23 protein-coding genes and 1 pseudogene are annotated in these 22271 nt (G+C 61.6%); all 24 read right to left on the bottom strand.

Going from position 1 to position 22271, the window contains the following annotated elements:
• Nucleotides 1-16: 16 nt before the first annotated feature.
• The 24 genes and pseudogenes from DOM57_RS08450 to DOM57_RS08335 all read right to left on the bottom strand — a co-directional run bounded on the left by DOM57_RS08450 (nt 17) and on the right by DOM57_RS08335 (nt 22262).
• Nucleotides 17-673, bottom strand: a complete 657-nt coding sequence (locus DOM57_RS08450; RefSeq protein WP_110648785.1) for a hypothetical protein — start codon at nt 671-673, stop codon at nt 17-19.
• Nucleotides 643-1200, bottom strand: coding sequence for a DUF2726 domain-containing protein (locus tag DOM57_RS08445; RefSeq protein ID WP_110648784.1), 558 nt, complete (start codon nt 1198-1200; stop codon nt 643-645). The genes DOM57_RS08450 and DOM57_RS08445 overlap by 31 nt, the downstream gene beginning before the upstream one ends.
• Nucleotides 1197-1982 (bottom strand): hypothetical protein, encoded by a 786-nt coding sequence (locus DOM57_RS08440; RefSeq protein ID WP_162619494.1) that lies wholly within the window; start codon nt 1980-1982, stop codon nt 1197-1199. The genes DOM57_RS08445 and DOM57_RS08440 overlap by 4 nt, the downstream gene beginning before the upstream one ends.
• Nucleotides 1983-1997: 15 nt before the next feature.
• Nucleotides 1998-4928 (bottom strand): conjugative transfer ATPase, encoded by a 2931-nt coding sequence (locus tag DOM57_RS08435; RefSeq protein ID WP_110648782.1) that lies wholly within the window; start codon nt 4926-4928, stop codon nt 1998-2000.
• Complete coding sequence (locus DOM57_RS08430) at nt 4928-5368, bottom strand: TIGR03751 family conjugal transfer lipoprotein (RefSeq protein ID WP_110648781.1); 441 nt, start codon at nt 5366-5368, stop codon at nt 4928-4930. The genes DOM57_RS08435 and DOM57_RS08430 overlap by 1 nt, the downstream gene beginning before the upstream one ends.
• Complete coding sequence (locus DOM57_RS08425; RefSeq protein ID WP_110648780.1) at nt 5355-6830, bottom strand: TIGR03752 family integrating conjugative element protein; 1476 nt, start codon at nt 6828-6830, stop codon at nt 5355-5357. Before DOM57_RS08425 ends, DOM57_RS08430 begins: the two co-directional genes overlap by 14 nt.
• Nucleotides 6827-7732 (bottom strand): TIGR03749 family integrating conjugative element protein, encoded by a 906-nt coding sequence (locus DOM57_RS08420; RefSeq protein WP_239496156.1) that lies wholly within the window; start codon nt 7730-7732, stop codon nt 6827-6829. The genes DOM57_RS08425 and DOM57_RS08420 overlap by 4 nt, the downstream gene beginning before the upstream one ends.
• Nucleotides 7729-8382, bottom strand: coding sequence for a PFL_4703 family integrating conjugative element protein (locus DOM57_RS08415; protein ID WP_110648779.1), 654 nt, complete (start codon nt 8380-8382; stop codon nt 7729-7731). The genes DOM57_RS08420 and DOM57_RS08415 overlap by 4 nt, the downstream gene beginning before the upstream one ends.
• Entirely contained in the window at nt 8379-8756 is a 378-nt protein-coding gene (locus tag DOM57_RS08410; protein ID WP_110648778.1) for a TIGR03750 family conjugal transfer protein, read from the bottom strand. Before DOM57_RS08410 ends, DOM57_RS08415 begins: the two co-directional genes overlap by 4 nt.
• A gap of 15 nt (nt 8757-8771) precedes the next feature.
• Nucleotides 8772-9155, bottom strand: a complete 384-nt coding sequence (locus tag DOM57_RS08405) for a TIGR03745 family integrating conjugative element membrane protein (protein ID WP_239496155.1) — start codon at nt 9153-9155, stop codon at nt 8772-8774.
• A 90-nt stretch (nt 9156-9245) separates the two neighbouring features.
• On the bottom strand, nt 9246-9461 hold the full coding sequence (locus DOM57_RS08400) for a TIGR03758 family integrating conjugative element protein (protein ID WP_110648776.1): 216 nt from the start codon (nt 9459-9461) through the stop codon (nt 9246-9248).
• The gene (locus DOM57_RS08395; protein ID WP_110648775.1) at nt 9461-9820 is read right to left on the bottom strand and encodes an integrative conjugative element protein, RAQPRD family; all 360 of its coding nucleotides are present in this window, start codon (nt 9818-9820) and stop codon (nt 9461-9463) included. The genes DOM57_RS08400 and DOM57_RS08395 overlap by 1 nt, the downstream gene beginning before the upstream one ends.
• A gap of 265 nt (nt 9821-10085) precedes the next feature.
• Nucleotides 10086-10790, bottom strand: coding sequence for a TIGR03747 family integrating conjugative element membrane protein (locus tag DOM57_RS08390; protein WP_110648774.1), 705 nt, complete (start codon nt 10788-10790; stop codon nt 10086-10088).
• A 12-nt stretch (nt 10791-10802) separates the two neighbouring features.
• Nucleotides 10803-12917 (bottom strand): type IV conjugative transfer system coupling protein TraD, encoded by a 2115-nt coding sequence (gene traD / locus DOM57_RS08385; protein ID WP_110648773.1) that lies wholly within the window; start codon nt 12915-12917, stop codon nt 10803-10805.
• Entirely contained in the window at nt 12914-14929 is a 2016-nt protein-coding gene (locus DOM57_RS08380) for a PcfJ domain-containing protein (RefSeq protein ID WP_162619493.1), read from the bottom strand. Before DOM57_RS08380 ends, traD begins: the two co-directional genes overlap by 4 nt.
• A gap of 13 nt (nt 14930-14942) precedes the next feature.
• A complete protein-coding gene (locus DOM57_RS08375) occupies nt 14943-15518 on the bottom strand; it encodes an integrating conjugative element protein (protein ID WP_239496154.1) in 576 nt (191 codons plus the stop codon).
• 19 nt (nt 15519-15537) lie between these two features.
• Nucleotides 15538-16335: a transglycosylase SLT domain-containing protein gene (locus DOM57_RS08370; protein WP_204352898.1), complete on the bottom strand. Its 798-nt coding sequence runs from the start codon at nt 16333-16335 to the stop codon at nt 15538-15540.
• A 3-nt stretch (nt 16336-16338) separates the two neighbouring features.
• Nucleotides 16339-17067, bottom strand: coding sequence for a TIGR03759 family integrating conjugative element protein (locus DOM57_RS08365; RefSeq protein WP_162619492.1), 729 nt, complete (start codon nt 17065-17067; stop codon nt 16339-16341).
• Nucleotides 17068-17077: 10 nt separating this feature from the next.
• Nucleotides 17078-17854 carry a hypothetical protein gene (locus DOM57_RS08360; protein WP_110648770.1) on the bottom strand — a complete coding sequence of 259 codons (777 nt, stop codon included), beginning with the start codon at nt 17852-17854 and terminating at the stop codon, nt 17078-17080.
• A 3-nt stretch (nt 17855-17857) separates the two neighbouring features.
• On the bottom strand, nt 17858-18484 hold the full coding sequence (pilL2, locus tag DOM57_RS08355) for a PFGI-1 class ICE element type IV pilus protein PilL2 (protein WP_110648769.1): 627 nt from the start codon (nt 18482-18484) through the stop codon (nt 17858-17860).
• Nucleotides 18485-18976: 492 nt separating this feature from the next.
• Nucleotides 18977-19368: pseudogene (gene hpxZ / locus DOM57_RS08350) on the bottom strand (oxalurate catabolism protein HpxZ).
• Nucleotides 19365-20555: an amidase gene (locus DOM57_RS08345; RefSeq protein WP_110648768.1), complete on the bottom strand. Its 1191-nt coding sequence runs from the start codon at nt 20553-20555 to the stop codon at nt 19365-19367. The pseudogene hpxZ and the gene DOM57_RS08345 overlap by 4 nt, the downstream one beginning before the upstream one ends.
• A 79-nt stretch (nt 20556-20634) precedes the next feature.
• Complete coding sequence (locus DOM57_RS08340) at nt 20635-21411, bottom strand: ABC transporter ATP-binding protein (RefSeq protein ID WP_110648767.1); 777 nt, start codon at nt 21409-21411, stop codon at nt 20635-20637.
• Nucleotides 21411-22262, bottom strand: coding sequence for an ABC transporter permease (locus DOM57_RS08335; protein WP_110648838.1), 852 nt, complete (start codon nt 22260-22262; stop codon nt 21411-21413). The genes DOM57_RS08340 and DOM57_RS08335 overlap by 1 nt, the downstream gene beginning before the upstream one ends.
• Nucleotides 22263-22271 lie beyond the last annotated feature (9 nt).

Genomic DNA, 22271 nt, shown 5'->3' with positions numbered 1-22271 from the left:
GACCTCATTAACGGTTTCATCGCAACGCCTCCAAGTAGTCCCTGGCAGCCTCACCGCCATAGGTTTCGATGGTCCAACACTCACCCAAAGTGATGGCTGGCAAAGACAACGACTCCCGAATATCCAAGTGCCACTCGCCATCACGAGATTTGCTCTCTACCGTGGCTTGACGAGACGGTGAAACACCAGCCGCCTTCAAACGAGACACGCGGTTGCGGCCAATCTCCGGTGACGAACCGCCCTCGGCAAACTCACTCAGCGCCCACCAGTTGGCCACGTCCATGGAGTAGGTCATACCGACACCCTCACAGAACGTCAGATCGAGCGAGTGGGTAATCTGAAACGTCCCAGGCATTATCTGTGTCACTTCACCACTCACAGTCCAATGAAAGACCACCTCGCCCCGATCGGCGTCAGCCGGTAACGGGATAAATTGTCCCAACTGACAGTCGGCAGAACCGCCCACGAAATACAGCCGATTCGGATAAGGTTGACGGATGCCCCAGCCCCCCTGCGGCATGATTGGGGTGTCACGCCAGCTCACCGATACGCTCAACGAGATGTTCTCGACGTCGATGCGGTCGAAAGGATCCACCTGCAGGACCGGAAGCAGATGGAGTACGCGCTCACGCGCATCGACGCTCACCGCGTCGGGGAGAGAGATTTCTGACATAAGCCCGATCCTTCTTCCGGGGTCGTGAGATAGGGCGATAGCTGCCGCCGAATGTCGTCGACATCGAAACGGCCCTGCGCCGGAACACGCAGGAGGGGCAGCTTCGCCGATGAAAAAGCCCGGTCTATGAAACGGTCGCGGCGCTTGCGATCGCCGCGCTGATGACTGCGATCGTCGAGCTCGATCGCCAGAAGAATGCGCCCGCCGGCCGGCTCGCACACCACCAGATCGACATGCTTCGAACTGATCAGCCGGAAATGACGCCACCAGCGTTGATCCCGCGCATGGCGCTGGCGAAACGCCACCTCCAGCAGATCCGCGACACGCACCTTGCAGGCGAGATAGTAATCGTCACCCAGCGCACGCGAGACGGCACGATAGAACGCCTGCTCCATGGGCGTATTGAGGGTGTCGCGGCGTCGATAGGGCAGCTTGATCTTGCCGCGAATCTGACGCTGTAGCAGCCACAGGCCGCTGGCGATGAGCAGGACAATCAGCACACTCAGGATGACAAATTCGGTAATCATGGCGCTCTCTCCGTTATCTCCGGGTCGGAGTAGAGCGCATCCCCCAAGGCAAAGGCAAAGGCGGCAAAAAAGGCCAACAACGGTGACGCCGCCAATGACAGTATCGAGAGGGACGGTGAAGCCAGCGACAGCATCGCCAACACCGCGATGGGAATCGCCACGGCCATGGCCGGCAGGATCCCGCTCACGGTCGCCTGACTACCCAGCCAGCAGCGCTTGATCACACCGGACAGTGACTGCCGCGACGTCAACACCAGGTATCCCGCCAACAGTGACCAGCGGCAGGCCACAAGCGCTAGCGCCATGGCCAGTAGCATCAGGCAATGCGCTTCATGCCATGGTGCAGGTTCATCGATCAGGATCGGTGCCAGGTCCGATTCGATGCGGGGTTGATACGGCATGGGGGGCTCACCGACGCCCGCCAGGCCAGAGGGATCGATCAGGGCAATGATGCCCACGATGATCGCAATAATCAGGATCAGCAACGCCCCCCAGGCAGCCCAGAGCAGCAACATCTGCCCCAACCCGAGAATGTCATCCCCCGCTCGGCGCGACGGCCCCCGGCCCAGCCGGGTCAGGGCGGTGGCCCACATCTGGAGATAGAACGCGAAGGGGGGAAACGCCCACCACATCACATCCCGGTTGACGTCGATCATCACGCTGTAGAGCAGCGTCAGTCCCAACGCCACCGTGACCAGCAGCGGATAGCGTAGCAACGTCCTGGTAGCGGCCTGGGTCGCACGCCGGCAGGAGGGAGGAGGCAAAGCGGGGCTGACAGCCATCATCATCCCTCCCCTTCAAGCGGCATCGAGACCGCGTAGGCGATCGAGCTTCTCGGCGACCTTGATCGCGGCATCCAACTCGCTACAGTTGAACTCCCGCATGATCTCGGCCCGTTCGGCCTTCTCTTCCGGCTCCGTGCCCGCCAGGGACAGATAAAGGCTCGGCGGCACGACTCTGAACAGCGACTGGAGTCGGCCACCCAGCACTACGCCCTCGGTGTACTTCCCCGAGGCTTTGGTAGCCGATTCGACCATCAGCCGCTGATCCTCGGTCAGGGTCTTGAAGCGGCGCACTTCCTCGATCTCATTCGGTGGCATGTTGAGCAATAGCCACCACTCCAGCATGTTGAGCATCTTGGCCGACACATCCGGGAAGTCCTTGACGTTCTGGGTTGCCAGCCACAGCCAGTGGTTGAGTTTTCGACCCATTTTGGCCACGCCTACCAGAAACGGTGCGAGCAGCGGATTGGCGGTCAACAAGTGGCACTCATCGATCACCTGAACGATCGGGCGGCCACTGTACTGATCGCGCTCGGCCATGGTGGTGATCATGTTGGTGATCGACATCACCGAGAGGGCCAACTGCGCTTCATAGCCGGGGTTGGCGTAGTGCGCCAGGTCGATGATCGTCACATCGCACTCCGGCCAGGCTTCGCCCGGCTGATTGAACACTTGGCCATCGAAGCCGTCACAAAACATGCCCAGGCCCTCGCCCATCATGAAGGCGCGATGACTACGCTCCTTGGGCAGTGACTCGTCCTGCGCAATCTCCCGGAATGCGGCTCGCACATCCTCGGTCAGGCACTGCCGCCCCGCTTCGTGAGCCTTCTCTGCCGCGATCATCACCGCATCACGAACCATGCGGTTGTCGGCCCGCCGATAGTCGGCTTCCTCCTTGGGGTCGCCACCGGTGATCATCAGTCGCGCCATCATCTCCATCTCGCCGAGAAGATCGCGCTCCACATCCTCGTCCTCATCGCCCCCCATCGGCCCGAGCGCTTCGAGCAGGTCAGCCGGGGTCTGGGCAGGCTCATCGAACTCACCGTAGTCCTGGCGATCGCGCGCGGCCCGCTTGGCCAGGACGTCGGGATCCAGCAATCGGTGTGCGTCGGCAAATGGCGGCAAGCGGGTTTGGGAGCCCGGCGCGAGTTTGACCTTGTTGACCGAAAGGCCCATGCGCTCGAGATAATCGCCCAGCAGGCCGAAGCTGTTGCCCTTCTCGACGATGAACCAGCGCGGACGGCGCATGGCCGTGACCTGGGCGATGATCGAGTTGAGCGTTGCGGACTTACCCGCCCCGGTTGGCCCGAACACGAACATGTGGGCATTCTGGGCGCGGTCGAGCTTGTTGAGCGGGTCGAAGGTCAACGTCTCGCCGCCCCGGTTGAAGAAGCTGATGCCAGGGTGCCCCGTGCCCCGGTCACGGCCATAGAGCGGAGCGAGGTTGGCCAGGTGCTGCACGAAGTTGAAGCGGGTATACCAGCGATTCTTGCGATCGATCTCGGGATCGAAGTTCATCGGCAGCCAGCGCAGATACGTATTGAGGCCAGCGACTTCATTTTCCGGCTCGACCGGTTTGAGGTCTGCGGTACTCAACTGCGTCGTCAGATCCATGACCCGCTGGTCTAGCTCCGCTTCATCGCGGCCACTGACAAAGAACGCCAGGGCGGACTGATACATCTTGTGGTCCTTGCCCAGAAACTTACGCGCCTGCTGGCAATCTTCCCGCACGTTCTCGGCCAGCACGCTGTCCCCGACCGCCTTCTTGTAGAGCAGGTCGATATGGCTCTCCAGCGGTTCCTGGGGAATGGCGACGATCGTCAGACAGGCTTCGACACCCAGCGGGAGCACATCGAAGGTGGCGTTGCGAATGGCATTGCGACCGCGTGCGATTTCCGCCGTCAGGTGCCCCACTTTCGGCACCTTGCGGATCTCTTCGACCGGAATCACGCACTGCGGTTGATCATCGAAGAACCAGAGCCCCGACTCGGCATCGGCCCGTGGGGAGCTCGCCAGCATGCCCTCGGACAGGTCGTAGGACCACAGCTTCTCGTCATCGCCTGGATAGTCGAAGATGTCGTAGAAGCGCTGCGGATCCTGCGGGGAAAATTTGGGGCACGGATTGAAGCGCGGCATCATCCAGCGATGGAAGTCGCGGCCATCGTAGCGGCGCACCGGTAGCCCGGTGCTGGCGAGTTTGGCTTCGAGCTTGCCGTAGACATGATTGATCAAGGCTTCGGGCGAGAGACGACTGCGACGCTCTCCCAGCTTGGATTTGCCACTGCCCGCCCAGCGATAGATCACCAGGCGCGTTCGCCGGGTCTGTCCTCGCCAGGGCGTCTGGGTGATCACGTCATCCACGAACATCCCCCCCGGTTTGGAGATGGCCTTGAAGTGCGCCTCCATACTGGCCAGCCAGGCTTGGGTGTACTCGGTCTCCCTGAGTGCAGCGGGGATGGATTCACGAATTCGCTCGAGATCCTCGCGCGGATCGGTGTCGTCCTTGACGTAGAGCTGGACGACCCACTGATTCTCATCCACCTCCGGCAGACTGTCCTGGAGGGCGGACTCGATCTGGTCGCGAATCGCTTCCAGCGCGGCGGCGGAGCGCCCCTCCGAGGGCGCGGGCGTCACCTCCGCCACGATGCCCAGGGATTGTCCGTCTTCGAGCAGGAAACAGCCGCTCTCAGGCAGGTACTCCACCCAGGGCAAGCGGCTGGCGAACGACGGCGCGCGCCGATAGGACTCCCGGATATCCGCCATGGTGGGGGCTTTGCCGCGAGGCAGCGACAGCGGGCGTCCCGTCTCGTCCGTCAACAACGTGCGCTCGTTGACGGCCTCATGCCGCTGGCCATCGTCGTTGGCCGTTGCCTGGCCGGTTGCCCCCGTCTTGCCCTTGGCCTTGGGCGGAAACAGGTTGTTCATGAATGCATCGAATGCCGACATCAGCGCGTCCTCCCCGGCGGACGTGCGCCTTCACCCGGCATCGCATACTGCGGCTGGCTGTAAAGCGGAAAGAGCGTGGAGTAGCCCGGAATGGGCACTTGCTCGTCCCCGGCCAGGTGCGGATAGATGAACATCACCAGGTCGGGATTGGGCAGGCGCGAGAACTGACTGTGGATCTCGTTGGCCGCGTCACGGGTGTAGTGGGTACGCTCGTCGATCATCTGGCGATCGCCGATCGGGCGACGGAGTTGTCCACGCGCTTCGGCCACGGACTGCTTGCCGGCGCTTCCGATCGCGCTACCGCCGCTCGAGGAACCCTGTTCCCACAACTGCTGCATGGAGACATTGCCATGCGGCAGCAGCTCGTCCTTGGAGGTCGCACAGCCCGAGAGCAGTACCAGGCCAAGGGCCAGGGATGCCCCGATCTTAATCGAGCGCATGCTGGGTCGCGATTGACGTGTCATAGCGCACCTTCCTCCCCTCGGTTTCGTAATCGATTGGCAACTGCTTGTTGATGTGAATGGCCACGTCCTGACCCGGCGGCACATAGACGGCGGCAAAGGCTTCGCCGTAGAGCTTGTTGACCCAATCGCTCATGTCGTTGACGCCCTGCGTCAGGATTTGATCGACGGCCTGGGATCCCGATACCGCTTGGGAAATCGTGCCATCGGCGCCGATCGAGGTGACGGAGCCAGAATCGTCATCGGATAGCAGTGAGGCTGCGCCGGCACCGGCCGCCGTCAAAAGACTCTGCGTGCCCAGGTATTGCTGGGCGTTGGAACGGCGCATGCCGCTGATGCAGGGGATGCCGTACTGATCGCTGATCCAGCCAATGGAGTCACCGCCCCCAATGGTCTGATTGCTGTTGCGATTGCTATCGCTGGTGTTCTGATTGACATCATCCGGGGTCGGGACGGTGCGGATCGTGCCGTCCTCGAACACGAACGTCATCGAGCGAATGTTTCCGCGCACGCAGGATAGGGTCCAGTCGCCCGTGGCGGTGCCACTGACCACGGCAGCCTGGACTTCCGGCAGTTCGATTCCGTTGGCCGTCAGGTTGTCCTTGCCGATAACCACCTTGAAGGGATAGGGATCGTTGACCGTGCCATCGACCGGCACACGTCCCAGCAACGCCGTCATGGAGAGCGAGCCCATCAGGGTCGAGTTTTCCGGGATGGTGTAGACCGGATCCACGGTCGACGCATCGGGTTCGCCGGTCACGCGCGACTCGACGGCGTTGGCCGTGCGCGTGGCAGCGCCGCCCACGGCATCCGACGCAGCCTGGAAGGAGGTCGGAAAGGCCGGGCCGTCCTGGCGTTGGCCATAGCGGCCTTCTTCCTGACGCTTGTCCATCGGCTCGACCCAGGCAAGATTGCCGCCGCCACGGTAGGAGCCCGTTGGCCCCCCACCGCCTTCCAGGCCCAGCCCAATCGGCAGATCATCGTCTGCGGCATCATTCTCGGACTCGGGAAGCAGCCGATTAATGCGCTGCTCGAAGCGCGACACCAGGGATTGCTCGCTGCGCTCGCGCTCCTCCCGTGCCCGCCGACGCTCCTCACGGATCGCTGCCTGTACCGCACTGTCGACGTTGGTTGCCTTGTCAGCCAGGCGCGAGTTCTCCTCCAGCAACTTCTGGCGCTGCGCTTCATCACGCTCGCGCTGTGCTTCCCAGGCATTCATCTTGCCCACCAGGGTGGCCACGGTGTCGCGTGGGGAGTCACCGCTGATGCCTAGGGCATCGAGCTCCTCCTGAGAGAGTTGCCGCGTTGGATCGGATGACGACTGAGGCGTGGACTGGGTTTCATTCGTGCTGCTACTGCAGCTTCTGAGCAATACCAATCCCACCATGACCAGCAGGACGGGAACTCCAACCAGCAAGAGCTTGTTACCTTTGAGCGTCATGAATCACCTCCCAGACGCACGCCGTCCTCGAACGATGCCGACAGCGCGGCACCTTCGCCCTGCGAGAGAGGCACCGCCTTCGCTAGCGTTTGGCCGTCGGTGACGATGAACACGGTGGTGGTATCTTTCAGACTGCCACGACGTCCCAGGGTCGAATGCATGAAGGCGGCACTATAGAGATCGCCCTGGAGCCAACGGGGATCCAGTTCAAAGGTTCTGGCAGGATCCCGGTTGGTCAGACGCACGGCCGTCACCGTCCAGCCATCGAGTTTCCAGGCAGCCAGTGGCGTCGCCGTCACCGGCAGCGAGGGCAGCAGCGTCGGCATGCTGTCCGGGAGCTTCATGGCAACCCGGTTGACGCCCGGCACCGTTTCTATCGTCCTGGACGGGGCGTAGAGCGACTGTGCGGCATAGCGTGTCAGAATGACGGGGATCGGCGTTCCCGACGACGGGGAAGTCTCTTCGTCCGCTTGCGCGCTTCCAGCCCCACCAGCCGAGCGATCCTGCGTGCCGGCACCGCCCTCCCCTTGTTTCGGGATAACCACCTGAATCTCTTCATCGCTCGCCCCTGACGTCTTGGCTGTGAGATCGAACAACACCACCTCGTTGGTCTCGACGTCCTGAATACGGACGCGCTGGGTATCGAATGCCTTGTCGGCCTTGAGATAGATCGCCCCACCGGCGCTCTGCACGCGAAGCACCTCGGGATCCGCAATCTCGGTGGGCAGTCCGACACGGACATTGCGGTCCAGGACGATCACTCGTTCCTGCCCAACCGGAAGATCGATCGGCAGCGGCCGCCGATCCCAGTGCAAAATCTCAACGGCCTGGACTTGTGTCGCGGCAGCCAGGAGCGCGGCACAGAGCCCGCCCTGCCAGGGCCTTGCTGTCATGCGAGTCATGTATTCCCCTCCTGGTCCGGGATTTCCAGGCGCTCGGTTGGCCTGGCCAGACAGTCGATCTTGAGCCCCCACTTGTTGTGCTGCGGGTCATCGTCGGCACGCACCACACGCAGCGGGAAGCGCATGTAGACATCCCGAATCGAGGTACCCGAATAGGTCTCCTTGACGGCAAGATCGAGGTTGACGATCCACTCGTCGCGGGACACGATCTCAACGGATCCCGGCCCCGTGGGTTCGTTGCTGAACCCTCGCCCCGGAATCTCGAATACACTGCGTTCGCGCCCTTCGAGTTCATGGCGCTGATTACGGAAGGTGTAGTCTTCGGCCAGCTCAGCCTGGCAAGAGGAGGTCAGGAAGGGCTGGTACGCATAGAGGTTGCGCTTGTAGTCCTTCTGGCCATCGGACGGCCAGCGGTTGATCTGCTGCCAGACATACGTGGTGAAGGCATAAACGGACGACGGCGGTTTTTCCCACCACTTCTGCGTCGACCCCGTTCGCAGGTCCGGTGGGATGTTGATCGTGAGATCCTTGGGCGCGGCCTGCCAGCCGTACCACATGCCACCGCAGGCGATGACCAGGACCGCAATCACTGCGCGCAGCGTCGCGATATGCGCATCTCGCGCCGATTGCGCGTTACGATGACGACTCATCGAAGCCCTCCTTGTGGCCGCCGTTCACGACCGATGCGATAAACGCTGGACTGGGTGATCAAGCGTTCACTCCCCAGCGAGATACCCCTAGAGGCCAACTTCCAGGAAATCTGTCGATACAACAGGGAAGCGGGCCTGCCGCGCCGCAGACGGCGCATGATCGTGCCGCCGGCCCCCAGCGCACAGGCCATCCCCAATACCGCAATGGAGGGAGCCAGGGCGGGCATCCCAAAGAGAATCGCGACCGGAACTCCCAATATCAGAAAGACCAGGAAACCCGTCCCCGCCATCAGCATGACTTCACGCATCGTCATGCCTCGGAAGACTACAGGGGGATCGTTGATCCGCTTCGGGAGAAAATCGATGCTCGCCATGACCCCTCCACCCCGTTACTGCGACAGAATCGGGCCAGCCTCGGTCCCCAGCCAGATCACGGCGAGGATGAGGATGACACCGGCGCAGAAGGTGATACCGAACTTGCTCCACTCGCCACGCGCCTGGGCTTCGCGGAACGCCGCAATGGCGGAAATCGCCACGAACAGGAACGCGACCGTGGCCACGATCAATCCGCCCAGGATGGCGAAGTCATAGAGATAGCCCTGGGCGGTGGAGCGAATCCCCCCGCCGCCCTGGGTCGGTTCTTCCAGCTCCGGTAGCCCCTGTGCCCAGGCCAGGCTCGGCAGGGTGGTGGCCACGCTGGCTGCCACGGCCAGCCGGCGAGCGCCATGGCGGATCCACTGAATCGGTTTCATGAGTGTCGATCGACGTTGCATCTTGAATGTCCTCACTGAGAGTGTGTTTGCCCGTTACGACTTGCGATGCCCCGAGGGGCGCCCCGACTGGGGCTTTCCAGACCGCCCTCGTCAGAGGAACAGCCACAGAAACAGCACGAGCAGCAGCAGTGCTCGCCACCAAACGACGCCGAAGATGTCGCCATCGACGCGGCCCCGCGCGTAACCGCGATAGGCCGATATCAGGATCCAGGACACGCAGAGCAGCACTGCGACACAGCCCAACCCCGCCAACATCCAATTGAGAGGGGCGGCTTCCATCCCCGACCCGGCCTCGAAGGCTTCCATCAGTGGCCCCGGTCATCGAGGTAGTCGCCATCGAGTGGCTGAACCTCGCGCGGTAGCAAACGATCCGGCGCGAGGTAGCCATCGATGCCATGGGAGATGGCATCCAGGTCCGAACGAAGCCGAGGGATGTTGAAATAAAGGCGAGTGGAGGCGGGATCCGCTTTTACCTGACGAGCATCGATCCGGTCGACGACAACCTTGATCTGCTCGATCTGGGTCTGGATCAGTGCCAGGTCTCGACGCTGAATCTCATCAATGTCATTGGCGTAGACCAGAGACAGCCCGCCCAGCCCGACCAGGAGCCCGGTGGCGACAGCCAGGCCTCGGGAGGAACGTCGAAGTTGCGAATGCAGCGTCATGTTGGGATCCCGTCGAAGATGTTGACGACATGGATCCAGTGTCGAGAGGAAAGCCGAAGGGATCAGCAGGAAACGTTAAGCCGATCGGGTGGGTATTCTCAGAGAGCCGAATGAAAAAACCCGCCGGCAAAGCCAGCGGGAACGTATCAGGTGACGGTTTGAGAGGTGCCGCGAATGCAGCACCCACCTCTCACTAAACCAGACCCAAAAAGACCCCGCAAATGCGGGGTCTAGCGGGGAAGTCGATATCGCGCCATGCCACTGGCTACAGATACTTCTTGAAGCTCGATGTAGCGATCGCAATCATCAGACCAAACAGCAAGGCACAGGGCAGCAGGAACAGATTGGGGTGAATCGAGAACGGCAGGGACAGATAGATGAGCCAGCCGGTCAGAAAAATCGGTGTCACCATTCGTTTGGCATGGTGGTAGATGAACGCGGATTCTCGTCCTGCTCCAAAACGGCGGAGATCGCGTGTCACCAGACCGTCCGTAAACCCCACCACGGCCGCCAGGATGAATAGTGGCGATGTCAGGATAAGAATCACACAGCGCGTCATGGTCATCAACGTGACGAACATTGCCGCCTGCAGGTAGGTCTTGAGCGTCCCAGTCCACCCCACTTCACCTGCTCCGTATTCGACCCAGCCGGCGATGCCGGTCTTGACGAACATCCATTGATAGCTGGTGTCGACGAAGGTTTGCGCGAACTGGACCGGTGACGACACCAGGAGCGATTGCGTGAACTGACTATCGAGATAGCCCAGCTCGGAAAGCATGGTCAAGCGGGCATGCTCGGAACCCGCTTGACTGAACCAGTCGAAGTAGATCCCCATCCACTCGATCGCGATCGAGGTCAGAATCGAGAGGAGCAGAATCCACAGCAGGGTGAACGGCAACTTGATCAGGGTGCCGACCAATCCGGTTCGCTTTTGCTCGGCGCGTTGCGCAGGTGCTTCGGCCTTTGCCATCGATCAACGCTCCTATGCGGCTCGAACCGGCTCGGGGGGGACGAACTCGAAGTCGATCGGCGCGGGCCGCAACGGCTCCCACCACTGCTCGCCGGTGCTGTACTGGTTGCGCATACGAGCGGCGATGTCCGCGACATCCTTGGGTAGATCCTCGGCCTTGTCATGCTTCGGTAGAGGCATGCGCAGCTTCCACAACTGCCCGCCCTCGAGGAGCGCAAATGCCTGACCCTTGGGCAGGTTGATCACATCGTTGGGCACAATCATCTCGACGGACTCGGTACCGATACGATCGCCCGCCGAGCTGGAGAAATCCTGGTCACTGTTTACATCGGCATTGTCGCTGGCCATGGAGACCATCAGCCGCGTGCTGACGTTGACCTTGGACAGTTGATCGGTCAGCAAGCGCGCCGTTTTCTCCTCTCGAACTCTGAGCATGATGACGTTGTTGAAGTTACCTACTACCTGACCCGCCTTGGCGGCGTTGCCGATCCGCGCCTCGATATCGGAGAGCGTCTGGGTGTAGGCCGTGACCTGAATACCGGCACCGCCGCCCTTGTTGATGAGGGGAATGAACTCATCGCCCATGAGCTCGTTGAACTCATCGCAATGCAGATTGATCGGCGCTTTTTGACCACCGCTCCCCGGCAACCCATCTTCGGTCCCGAACTTGTAGATATGGCCCGCCACCGACACGATGTCGGCGAACATCGAGTTACCCACTGCCTGGGCCACCTCGAAATCCGACAGCGCATCGAGCCCGACGTAGACGATGCCCTTCTTGCGAATGATCTGCTGCCAATCGATGATCGGTCGCTCGTCCTCGATATCGGTGTAATCGGGGCTCAGCAGCTCGGCGATCTTGCCGCTGGTCAGCTTCTCGAGCAGTGGCAACAGCGAGGCGACGATCTTGTCGAAGTAGGTCTTGTCATAGCGCACGGCCGACAGCAATCCGTCCAGCACCGGGTCGGTCAGGTTCTCGATCACCTCGGGGAGTTGCAGATACTGCACGATCGCCACCACCCGCTTGTGACGCCCCACCATGTTGCGAGGCATGTTGCGGTCATTGAGCTTGCCCTCGATCTCGGTGATTTGCTGATTCGCCCCAGGCATCTGTGGCTCCAGTGTCACCTGGACGTACTGCATCAACAGCGCATCGATGTTCACCACATCGGACAGAATCTGGTTGTAGGTCGGGCGCTCGCCGAGAGCGTGGCGTGCTCGCGCCACGATATTGACGAAGCGCCAGGCGAACTGCCGGAACGCCGCACTATTACCCTCGCCGGAGAGCTGACCGGTCACGCGAGTCGAAACTTCGGACAACCGGGAGAAGCGCCCCACCGCGTTGTAGCGGCAAGAGATGTCCGGCCAGCCCAGATGGAAGATATAGAATTCGTCTCCCCGGCCTGCTTTCTGCGCTTCGGTATACATGCGCATCATCAGGTCGGCATCGCCCTTGGGATCGAAGCAGATGGTAACGTCGCCCCGGCGAATGTCCTGGGTAATCAGGATCTCGGCCAGGCGGGTTTTGCCCACGCGCGTGGTGCCCTCGACCAGCGTGTGGCCGACCCGCTCCCCCAACGGCAACCAGGCATCACGCTCCTTCCACTCCACCGCGTGCAGAATCGGGCTTCCGCCCACCGGGGGCAGCGGCCGCACCGGATTGAGCGGCGTATCCAGGGCGGTCACTTTCGCGATCGCCTCACCGAGGCGGTGGCGTTGAAGCCGATGCTCCCAGCGCCGCACCGTGTCATAGATTGGGCTGGGTGTGACGTAGGACTCGGCGGCAGGCTGGCGCGCTTCATGAACACGCTGCGTATGCCGCGCCTGCCACTGAAACCCCTTCCCCAGCCAGAGATGACGCTTGCTGACCGGCACCTGCCGGCTGGAGAGCGCGAAGCGTGGCAGCCGGCGCATGTTGCGGCGATAGCGCAGCACGATCCACGCCTGGCGAAAACGCCAGAGCCCGAAGGTCAGAAATCCGGCGGCGGTGATGATGCCTACACTGGGAGCCAACGCCAGCGACCAGGGCGCCCACAGAGACAGTGCTGCACAACCAAGACAGACCCAAAAGGTATAGAGCTCGACGGCAGGTCGCAGCAGGGATTCCAGGGGGTGATTACGGCTCATGCGGCCTTCTCCCTCAGAGACTGATTGAGTGCCGCCAGGACATGATCGGCGAACGCTCGCACATCCCTGGAGACGGGTTGGTTGCAATAGCTGTAGAGCTGATTGAGCTGGAAACCTCCCGCCCCGAGATGAACCCCCAGCGTGGCGCGATCTCCTTTTTCCGCGCCGGCGGCAGTGGGTACGATCGAGAAGACCAGATATCGACCATAGTGGCAGGACTCGTCATAGACGCTGACACAGTGGTGCATCACATCCCCCTCGACACGCAGGGCTTCGCTATCGGTCAGTGGCGTCGCCACGAAACGATCCGTCTGAATGGTGTCGACGGGTGACGCCCAGGCGAGGTCTTTTGGCAGCGCCTCCCTTCCCTGATCCAGTCGCTGCTGCTCCTCCCGCCGTCTGCGAGCTTCCGCCTGCACCTGCTCATGCCAGGTATGGGAATGCCGCTCAATGGCAGTCCAGTGCATGTTGTGGTCCGGGTAGCGCCAGTTCTGGGACAGGCACCAATCGCTGGCCTGCTGGAGGCTGGCCTCGCCCCTCGACTTGGAGCGCATCAACTCGCGATACCCCTGGTCCTGCCAGACAGTCATTCGCTCGGCGACCCAGGCGCGCCCCAGGCGCATGACCGCTGGCTGTTTCAGCTTGTCGAGTGCGAGCGACGCGTCACATCGTGCAAGGCAGTACTGCATCAATATCAATCCCGCCCTGATGGCCAGCATTCGGGCCGCGGGGCGACGGTCGGCAGACGGCGCAAGCGCCTGCAGGAAGGTGATCCATTCATCGATGTGGCCACGGGCGCTGCCGAAATGCTCCGACAGCTTCGCCCAACCCAGTAGAATCATGGCTACGCCAACCTGGGAGGAATCGTTGAGGAAACGAAAGCTACTGGGACTTCCCAGACTGCAAAGCATCCGATCGGACCCAAACGCTCGCCGATCGATGGGGACCTCAGATTCTCCTCGACGGACCCAGAGCTTGCGCGAGAACAAGTCGGGTCGATCCCATTGACGGGGATGGATCCTGGACAGTGCCGGCAACCACTGCGGTCTTTCGGTGGCAATGCGCTCCACCGCATCGAGATTGGCCTGAACCCGCAATACTGACGTCAGGTAGAGACACGCGCGCGTGCCCACGATGCGTGACGTCAGAGAGATCGATCGCCGATCGAGGGCTTCTCGCCACAGGCCGGTCGTCAACGCCTTGACGCGATAGCCGCCCAGGGTCTTGAGCTGGGCATAGGAGCGCCCCTCCCCCAGGTTCAAGGCCCGAATGTCACCAAACTGCGCATTTACCGTGGCCAGCCGTTTCATCACCGTGCTCTCGTTCTCCGCGCACTCATGGCAGTGCTCGGGCCCTCTTGGCTCAACCTCGAGACCTTCTACATCGAAAGCGCCCTGCTCATCCCACCACCGATCACAGCTTTCGCAGGCATCGACTTCCATGGGGTAACGGACATCCGTCCGTATTTGCTGCTCCAACGACTGATCGTTGGCGAGTATCAAACAGACCTTCGACAGATCGCGTCGCTCCCAACGTCGGACCAGCTCCCCATTGAGGTAGCCGTACTCGAATGTCGGCAACCTGAGTGCCTTCGACGCTTGACGGAAGACTTCATCGAAAGCGTCTCCAATCAGACTTTCCCAAGTGAAAGCCAGCACCCCTTCTGCTGTAACAGGCAACAGTTTCAGCTCTGGCCAGCGATCCAGACATCGGTCACGTCGCCAGCGCCCACTCGCCAGATCGAGCCGATAGGTGCGTGTCTCCCCCGACGTCGTGTGCCGGATCTTCCATAGCCCCAGGAGAATGTGATCGACCTCTCCTCGGCCGGTAGTTTCTCGCCGGATCAGTCGAGTCACGTTGGCCTCGGCCAGCCAGGTCGCCATCAGCTTCGTTACGTGCAACCACATCAGCTCGACCGCTTTCTCTCGCCGCGTGGCACTGCGCTTGTAGCGTCGAAAGCACCGAGCCACTGACGCCATCATCGAATCCTTGTCGGGCAATGGTGATGTCATCATGTCCCTCCGCTTATTGCTCGATGCCGTTGGCACTGATCAGCACCGGGTAATGCTGTAGTCCCAACCTCTCGGCGAGACCATCGCCAGACACAGGACGCAGCTCCAGGCCCGCAGCCTCGGCGCGAAGCGCCTGCAGGGATGACTCATCGGATACCTGCACGACCAGCCCTACCGCATTCATCTCGCGCAGGATGTCGCCACGCTGGGCGAGCCACTGCCGAGACAGATCGTCGTCACCGATCAGGAAGATCGGAGTAAAGCCACCGGGCAGTTGCAGCTCACGCCTGGCGACGGTTCCGGTCGAAAGCCGTTCACTGACCACGGGCAACATGTCCGCTTCGCTGAATGGCTGTGTACGGCGTTGGGTCACGCCAATTTGCGGCGAGTAGCCCTCCGATCCCGAGACACCGGCACCGGCGATCGGCGCGAAATAGCGGCGTGTCGACTCACCGCCATGATCGGCCACCACTTCCAGGTCCGGGAGACCTGGAGGACGCTGCGCTGGCGATTGGGCGTAAGCCACTGGCAAACAGGCCATCAAGGCCAGCGTGAGACAGATACGATGCGTCATACTCCAGGCAGCCATGGTTTCACTCCTGTAAAGATCAACGACTCGCGACTTCGGCCATCCACTGACGCTTTGTAGGCGTCACCCAGGTGACGGCACTGTCATCGGCAGCCAGGGGTTGCGGTGTCACCCAGGTGAGAGCGCCGGGGGCCAGTGCGCGACGTGCTGCAACGACCTTGGACGGCGGCGTAAAGCCACCAGACTCGCGAGCCGAGGATGAGGGCGACCGTGCAGCCAGAACGGCCGCCGAGGGTGTTTGCAGGGAGGGGGCCGCCCCCAGCGCCGCGAGCTCTCGGCTGACGATGGCGCGATAGCGAGCGGCGGGTTTGCCTCCCGCCGGGCGGTGATAGCGACCGGCTGCAACCAGCCAGTCACCGGCCTCGTCGTGGTACTGACGCAGCAGCCGCGCCGCTTCATCCAGATTCGCGTAGGGGTTCAACCCCTCGCAGGGATCGGAAAAGCGACGCCCCTGGCCGAACAACTGGGGCTGCCAGCGAAAGTTGAGCTGAGCAATGCCGACATCAACGATCTGCGTCGTCTCAAGCGCATCAAGCAGCGCCTCGCACGCGGACTGGCGATCACCGAAACGCATCGATTTTCCAGCGACGTTCAACGTCCAGGGCCAGGGTCGCACACCCGCATCCAACCGGGTTTTGGATTCGGCACTGGCCACGGCATAAAGGACTTCGGGGGGAATGCCATTATCCTCTGCAGCCACGACGTAGGCCGATGGGATGTCCGGCTCGGCGGCATAAGACTGTATCGAATGGATTAGAGTCATCGCCACGAACGCGCCAATAATCAGGACCTTAATCACCTCCGACCAGCGCCGCATAATTCAGCCCCTCGGCGCGACGCGCGGTAGCTCTGAGGGGTCGATATCCAACGAGCCACCGTGATTCAGTGTGATACCGCCTGCCCGAACCTGCTCGGGAGGAATGCCCACCTTGGCGGCCCAGGTGCGGATCCGGCTATCATTCCCATTCGAGTCGACCACCCAGATGTCCATCGCTGCACCTAGGCTGATCAGCCGCCTGACCGTGGACTCGCACTGCTCACATCCCTGAGACGCCACGACCACATTCAAGCGCTGTGAAGCGTCTCTGCTGCTAGCTCCAAATACCGACTGCGATGCATCGGCGCCTCCCTTGGTCGTGAACGAATGCACCGGCATGTCATCCGGATAGAGTCGACGCCAGGCGTCATCGTAGGCACGCTGGAAGGCAAGCTCGGCCTCGACGCGTTTACGCTCGGCTTCGACCAACATCTCGGCATACTTTTGTCGCTCGGCATCACTCTGCGCTTCCAACCCCAGAGCCGTTAGAGGATCCAGGTCAGGCGACCAGGTGCCGCGAGGCCCCTGCATAATGGCCTGATAGCGCTCATACTCCTGCTGATCGAGCCCCCAGGCTTGAGCCGGGCGTTGAGCGCTTTGTTCAACCTGTGTCTGATCGATCCGTGTCGACTGGCTGTCCTGCCCTTGCTGCGCCCAAACCGGGGCGGTGATAGCGAACAGTAAGACCATCGCGCCTAGCCCCTTTTTTCGTCCCACCGGAAACATTGTCATGGAAATTTCCTTATGGAACGGGCATGACGACCGTCTGGCCATTGATGGAGAAGGCAGCCGAGTGACCATCGATCGACGCCAGACGCCAGGCCCCCAGGCTCTCGCCGACGCCAAGCAACCGCAGATCGCGGAGACGGGTGGCCGGCCCCGATGAAATCGCCAGATAGTGCCGTCCGCCGCGCAACTCACTTCCGGCAATGGAGAACGAGGGAGATGGTGGTGCGGGACGACGCTGGCGCGTCGTCGTTGACGCCGATTGGCGAGGCTGTGACGTTGCGCGTAGCTTACGCACGGCTTCCATCCCCTTTTCTAGCTCCTGTTGCTTTTCGAGGGCGGCCTCGAAACGGGTATCGACCGACGCGGAGAGCTCGTCTACGCGTTGCGAGAGCGCTTCCAGCTCCCCCGACAAATCCTTCGACGCCGTATTCGCCAAACGATCCGCCTGCTGGGCCAGCGCATCTCGAACGGCAGACAGTCCCCCAGCAAGGTCTTGCTGCGACTGTGCCTGGGTGTCCCTCGCCTGTTGCAGCGAGTTAACCGAATCCCGAAGCTGAACGATGGTCTGTTGTTGCTCCAGCACCACGGATTTGAGTGTCGGCCCAGCGCTCTGTTCGCGCCCTTTCACCCACAGAAACACACCCACCAGGACTACCAGTAACACGACGATGAAGATCGCCACGCGCATTAGACTGAAGCGCTTCTGGCGCTCGACGACCGATGTAAAACCGTGTTCCTTGGCCGTTGATTCCATGTCTTCGGGCATGTCAGGAATGATCTTGTCCGTCATGGTTCACTCCTTGACCAAACGCTGGTCGCGAACCTGGTAGCACACCATCCGCGCGATCGGATCGGCCTGCACCTCGAATGCCGGGCCGCCCAGCACCTGTAACGCCTCACGTAGCGGCATCGGTCCCAGGTCGAAATGAGCAGCCGGTAGCGGACGGCTGTAGAGCAATTGCTGAGGTTCGCCCTGCGGTCGGCAAAGCCCGAATCCCGTGTGCTGCAGCGTGTATCGAATACCGTCTTCGACGGAGGGATTGAGTGACGCGGGAATCGAGATATCGACAACCTGCTCCAGCAGTTCGCGCTGTTGTAGCGTGGCCTTGGCGGAAACCAGGGAGTACCGCCCACCACGCAGCACCTCGATGCGAGATTGGCGATCCCGACGCCGGTCACGGTAGACATCCGGCTCGACATCGTGGGTTGGTTGATCCATCCCGGTCGCGACGACTTGGGAGGATGAACCTGGCCGGGCTGTCGGTTTGGTGATATCGATCGTCACCTTGTCGGCATCAGGGTATTGCGCAGCGATGCGTTCACTCTCGGAGGGTGGCTGCGTTTGCTGCTGGGCACAGCCAGCCATCAACGCAAAGAGGAATGCTAAGGGGAACAGCCGGGCTTTCTTCGGGTAAGTCATGGATGGAGCCTCGCGCGGGAACCGGAATGATCATGATCGGATCCACCGTGCCGAAGGCCACTCGCACTCGCGACGGAAAATGTTAATTGCACCAGCGGGGCTTTTGCGGGCGGTCGGCGATCTCGCCTACAGAGGATCATCGAAGCCCCGAGTTATTTCTTTCAAGGGCTCTATCTATTACGTGGCATTGGCTCCATGATGCGCGCAAGGGACGATACGACCCTAGGAACACCGGCAAGGATGCCACCTCACCGTCGATTCAAGGCACTCGCCACCCTGGCTGACGGCCAAAAAAACGCCCCGAAGGGCGTTTGAGTGAAATGACAAGCCCCGTACCGTTCAGAAATTGCACGGGGCTTTTAAGTAACGAAACTGGGCGTGAATCGCCGCCCCAAGATTAACGATCTTCCGGCACTCAGGATGCTTCAAGTTACGAGATATGAGCTTTCTGCTGCCGATCACTAATCCTTCAACATGGCGATCTTGGCATGCCTAGCGCATCTGGGAAACGTGAGCGGCAACGATGCGCCACCCCTCGGGCCGACGCCCCCACACCTGGCTCTGGCGCCCGACACTGTCGCTACTGGGGCGGGTAAATTCCGTCCAGGCGGTTGCTATGTCGCGTCATAGGTGATGATAACGGTATTGTGAAGCGTGCGCTCCAGCCCGGCTGGCGAGCGCCGTCGCCGGAACTCGGCAATCGCTGCGTAGCCGTAGAGATTTTCACCTGCGCCGTAGCGAACCGTCCGCGGATCTTCCCAAAAGAGCTCGTCCAGCACGGCAACGTCATTGCCCGTCAACGCACGCTCGTAGCGCTCGAACGCGCGAGTGACTTCAGCGACGATCTCCGGTAGACCGATTTCAAGCGGTATCGTATCGTTCATGGGGCTCCTTCTCCTCTCATGGCCAGCGAAGCCGCCAACTCCAACAGGTAGAGATCGCCACCCGGAGGGCCGATCAACGACACACCGACTGGCCCGTCCAACGAAAGCGCCGGTATCGTGATCTGCGGCAGGCCACCAATACCCGCCACGGCGGTCATCTTGAGCGTTCGGCGCCGCACCTGATCGACCTGCGCGGGCGAAGCGTCCAGCGCCGGGGCGGAGGCAGGCGCCGTTGGCAGGCACAGCAGCGTGTCCGTCCCTAAACCGTCGCGGAGCTGCTGACGCAACGCCGCGAACTGCGTCGCGGCGGATTCGCGTTCGCTATCGCTCACCCCGCGTGCGGCCTCGAAGCGCTCCCGCACGCCGGGGCCAAATTCCGGTGAGTGCTCCAGAATCCAGTCACCGAACACCGCCCATGCCTCGGCGGCCTGACAAACACGAAACGCTTCGGCCAGCGGCGCCAAGTCACCGATATCGAACGCCCCGCCCATTTGCAGTGCAGGAGCTTTATCGACCAGCGCGGAGTGCCAGTCAGTGACCTGCTCACTCAGCGCGAGGTCAGCAGTTGCCATCGCCTCGGATAGCGTTCGCAGCGTCATCGGAGGTTTTGTACTCGCTGGCGGTAGCAGCCTACGCCCCACTGCCAGCAGTGTGGCTGCATCCCGCGCAAACCAACCGAGGGTGTCGAAACTGGGCGCAAGGTGAGCCACACCCTGCATGTCGATCACCCCATGCGTGGGTCTCAGGCCGTAAAGCCCACAGTAGCTCGCGGGAATCCGTATCGAACCGCCGGTATCCGTGCCTAGGGCAAAGTCCACCAGACCGGCCGCCACGACCGACGCCGACCCACTCGAGGAGCCGCCGGGAATGCGGCCCGCCGCAGCCGGGTTGGGCGGCGTACCATAGTGGGCATTCTGCCCCGCCAGGCTGTAGGCGAGTTCGTCGGTGTGTGTCTTGCCGACGAACCTAGCGCCACTGTTGAGCATGCGTGATACGCAACTGGCGTGCTCGGTAGCAGGCGCGTGCGTGGCCCGCCAGGTGGGATTGCCCAGTCCGGTCACATGCCCCGCCACGTCGATCACATCCTTGGCGGCGAAACGCAGGCCATCGAGTGGGCCGGGAGCCAGAGGCTCACAGCGGACAGTTTCATGGTTCAGAAAACCATTGGATGAAAGCGCTTGAGTCATAACATCCTCGCCCTGGGACCGTCAGTTGACATTGGCATACTCGACATCTTCCAGACGAGCCTTGCAGGAATCGTTTGAACTAGCTTGCGAGTGCCGCCTCTTGCTTGATGCTGGACATAACTCGCCAGTGCAACTCGGCGAACTCCGGCGAGCCGGTCACCTCGGGCTTACGCGGCCGAGGCAGATCGATGTTTACCTCCTCTCGAATGCAGCCTGGGTAGCGACCCATCACCACCACACGGTCGGACAGAAAAACCGCTTCCTCGACATCGTGGGTCACGAACAGCACCGTCAAGCGGTGATGTTGCCAGACATCAATCAAGAGCTCCTGCATATCGCGACGTGTCAGCGCATCGAGCGCCCCGAACGGCTCATCCATCAGTAGCATGCGTGGCTTGTAGGAAAGCGCCCTGGCGATTGCCACGCGCTGTTTCATACCACCGGATAGTTGAGACGGGTAGGCCTCGGCACTCTCCGACAGCCCAACCAAAGCCAGATGTTCGTTGGCGATTCGCGTGCTGTCGGCGCGGGAGTAGCCAGCCGCCTTGAGCGCAAATTCAATGTTCTGCCGGGCGTTGAGCCAAGGCATCAAGGTGTAGTGCTGAAACACCACGCCGCGATCACGCCCGGGCCCCTCGACCAGCGAACCTCCGACTTCGATCGTGCCCTCGTCATAGTCCTGGAGGCCCGATACCAGTGACAGCAAGGTACTCTTGCCACACCCCGAAGCCCCTACCAACGAAACGAATTCATTATCCGCCAGCGTCAAATCGATTCCATCAAGGACACGGTTGCGCCGATTGCCACGCCCGAAGGATTTACCCACGCCGCGCAGCGTCAGTTCTGAAGAAGTCATCAGGTGCGCTCCTGGTATCGAAACATGGTTTTACCCAGTAGTTTCATAAGCTGATCCGAGGCCAGCCCAAGCAATCCCAGCACCAGGACATAGCCGATGATGGTGTCGGTCTGGAAGTAGCGCTGTGCCACCGTGATGCGGTAGCCCATACCCGCCGAAGCGGCCACCAGTTCGGCCAGCACCAGCCAGGACCAGGCCCAGCCCAAGCAAATGCGCATCGCATCCCAGATCGCCGGCGCCGAACTCGGCAGCACGATTCGCTGCAGAATCGTCCACTCACGCATCTCCAGCGTGCGCCCGACATCGATGAAGTCCCGCGGTACACGCTTGACACAGTCCTGAACCATCAGCGTGAGCTGGAAGAAGGTGCCCAGCCAGATGATCAGATACTTCTGCGGCTCGTTGGTCCCCACCCACAGAATCGTGAGCGGCACGAACGCGACCACCGGCATGTAGCGGATGAAGTCGATCATCGGTTCGAAGGCCGCATCGAGCACGCGGAAGGAGCCGATCAGCATACCCAGTGGAATCGCCATCGCGCAGGCCAGGAAGAAGCTGAAGCTGATCCGGAACAGACTGATTCCCAGGTCATCCCAGAGCTGCCCGCCCGCGGCCAATGCGCTCAGTCGCTGCCAAACTCGTTCGGGGCTGGGTAGGAACATCGGCTTGACGATCTCGGCAGCAGTAATACCCCACCACAACATCACGAACAGCACGAAGGCGACGGTCGAGATGGCCAGATACCGTCGCGAATCGATGCGTGTGGTGATGCTGAGCAGGGGGCGACGACGCCTCCTGGGCGTCGCCTTTGTCCGGTTGGACGATTCGCGCTCGTGAACGTCGGCAGGCATGGGCTCGCC

Source organism: Salinicola peritrichatus, from assembly GCF_003206715.1.
Lineage (GTDB): Bacteria > Pseudomonadota > Gammaproteobacteria > Pseudomonadales > Halomonadaceae > Salinicola > Salinicola peritrichatus.
This window is presented reverse-complemented; position numbering and strand designations above follow the sequence as displayed.

Coding starts and splice junctions, on each gene's coding strand:
- DOM57_RS08400 (WP_110648776.1), bottom strand. CDS start 9,461: ATGGAAGCCTTCGAGGCCGGGTCGGGGATGGAAGCCGCCCCTCTCAAT.
- DOM57_RS08445 (WP_110648784.1), bottom strand. CDS start 1,200: ATGATTACCGAATTTGTCATCCTGAGTGTGCTGATTGTCCTGCTCATC.
- DOM57_RS08435 (WP_110648782.1), bottom strand. CDS start 4,928: ATGTCGGCATTCGATGCATTCATGAACAACCTGTTTCCGCCCAAGGCC.
- DOM57_RS08440 (WP_162619494.1), bottom strand. CDS start 1,982: ATGGCTGTCAGCCCCGCTTTGCCTCCTCCCTCCTGCCGGCGTGCGACC.
- pilL2 (WP_110648769.1), bottom strand. CDS start 18,484: ATGACTTACCCGAAGAAAGCCCGGCTGTTCCCCTTAGCATTCCTCTTT.
- DOM57_RS08365 (WP_162619492.1), bottom strand. CDS start 17,067: ATGACAATGTTTCCGGTGGGACGAAAAAAGGGGCTAGGCGCGATGGTC.
- DOM57_RS08430 (WP_110648781.1), bottom strand. CDS start 5,368: ATGCGCTCGATTAAGATCGGGGCATCCCTGGCCCTTGGCCTGGTACTG.
- DOM57_RS08450 (WP_110648785.1), bottom strand. CDS start 673: ATGTCAGAAATCTCTCTCCCCGACGCGGTGAGCGTCGATGCGCGTGAG.
- DOM57_RS08380 (WP_162619493.1), bottom strand. CDS start 14,929: ATGACATCACCATTGCCCGACAAGGATTCGATGATGGCGTCAGTGGCT.
- DOM57_RS08370 (WP_204352898.1), bottom strand. CDS start 16,335: ATGCGGCGCTGGTCGGAGGTGATTAAGGTCCTGATTATTGGCGCGTTC.
- DOM57_RS08405 (WP_239496155.1), bottom strand. CDS start 9,155: ATGCAACGTCGATCGACACTCATGAAACCGATTCAGTGGATCCGCCAT.
- DOM57_RS08345 (WP_110648768.1), bottom strand. CDS start 20,555: ATGACTCAAGCGCTTTCATCCAATGGTTTTCTGAACCATGAAACTGTC.
- DOM57_RS08340 (WP_110648767.1), bottom strand. CDS start 21,411: ATGACTTCTTCAGAACTGACGCTGCGCGGCGTGGGTAAATCCTTCGGG.
- DOM57_RS08360 (WP_110648770.1), bottom strand. CDS start 17,854: ATGACGGACAAGATCATTCCTGACATGCCCGAAGACATGGAATCAACG.
- DOM57_RS08390 (WP_110648774.1), bottom strand. CDS start 10,790: ATGGCAAAGGCCGAAGCACCTGCGCAACGCGCCGAGCAAAAGCGAACC.
- DOM57_RS08415 (WP_110648779.1), bottom strand. CDS start 8,382: ATGAGTCGTCATCGTAACGCGCAATCGGCGCGAGATGCGCATATCGCG.
- DOM57_RS08420 (WP_239496156.1), bottom strand. CDS start 7,732: ATGACTCGCATGACAGCAAGGCCCTGGCAGGGCGGGCTCTGTGCCGCG.
- DOM57_RS08395 (WP_110648775.1), bottom strand. CDS start 9,820: ATGACGCTGCATTCGCAACTTCGACGTTCCTCCCGAGGCCTGGCTGTC.
- DOM57_RS08375 (WP_239496154.1), bottom strand. CDS start 15,518: ATGGCTGCCTGGAGTATGACGCATCGTATCTGTCTCACGCTGGCCTTG.
- DOM57_RS08425 (WP_110648780.1), bottom strand. CDS start 6,830: ATGACGCTCAAAGGTAACAAGCTCTTGCTGGTTGGAGTTCCCGTCCTG.
- DOM57_RS08335 (WP_110648838.1), bottom strand. CDS start 22,262: ATGCCTGCCGACGTTCACGAGCGCGAATCGTCCAACCGGACAAAGGCG.
- traD (WP_110648773.1), bottom strand. CDS start 12,917: ATGAGCCGTAATCACCCCCTGGAATCCCTGCTGCGACCTGCCGTCGAG.
- DOM57_RS08410 (WP_110648778.1), bottom strand. CDS start 8,756: ATGGCGAGCATCGATTTTCTCCCGAAGCGGATCAACGATCCCCCTGTA.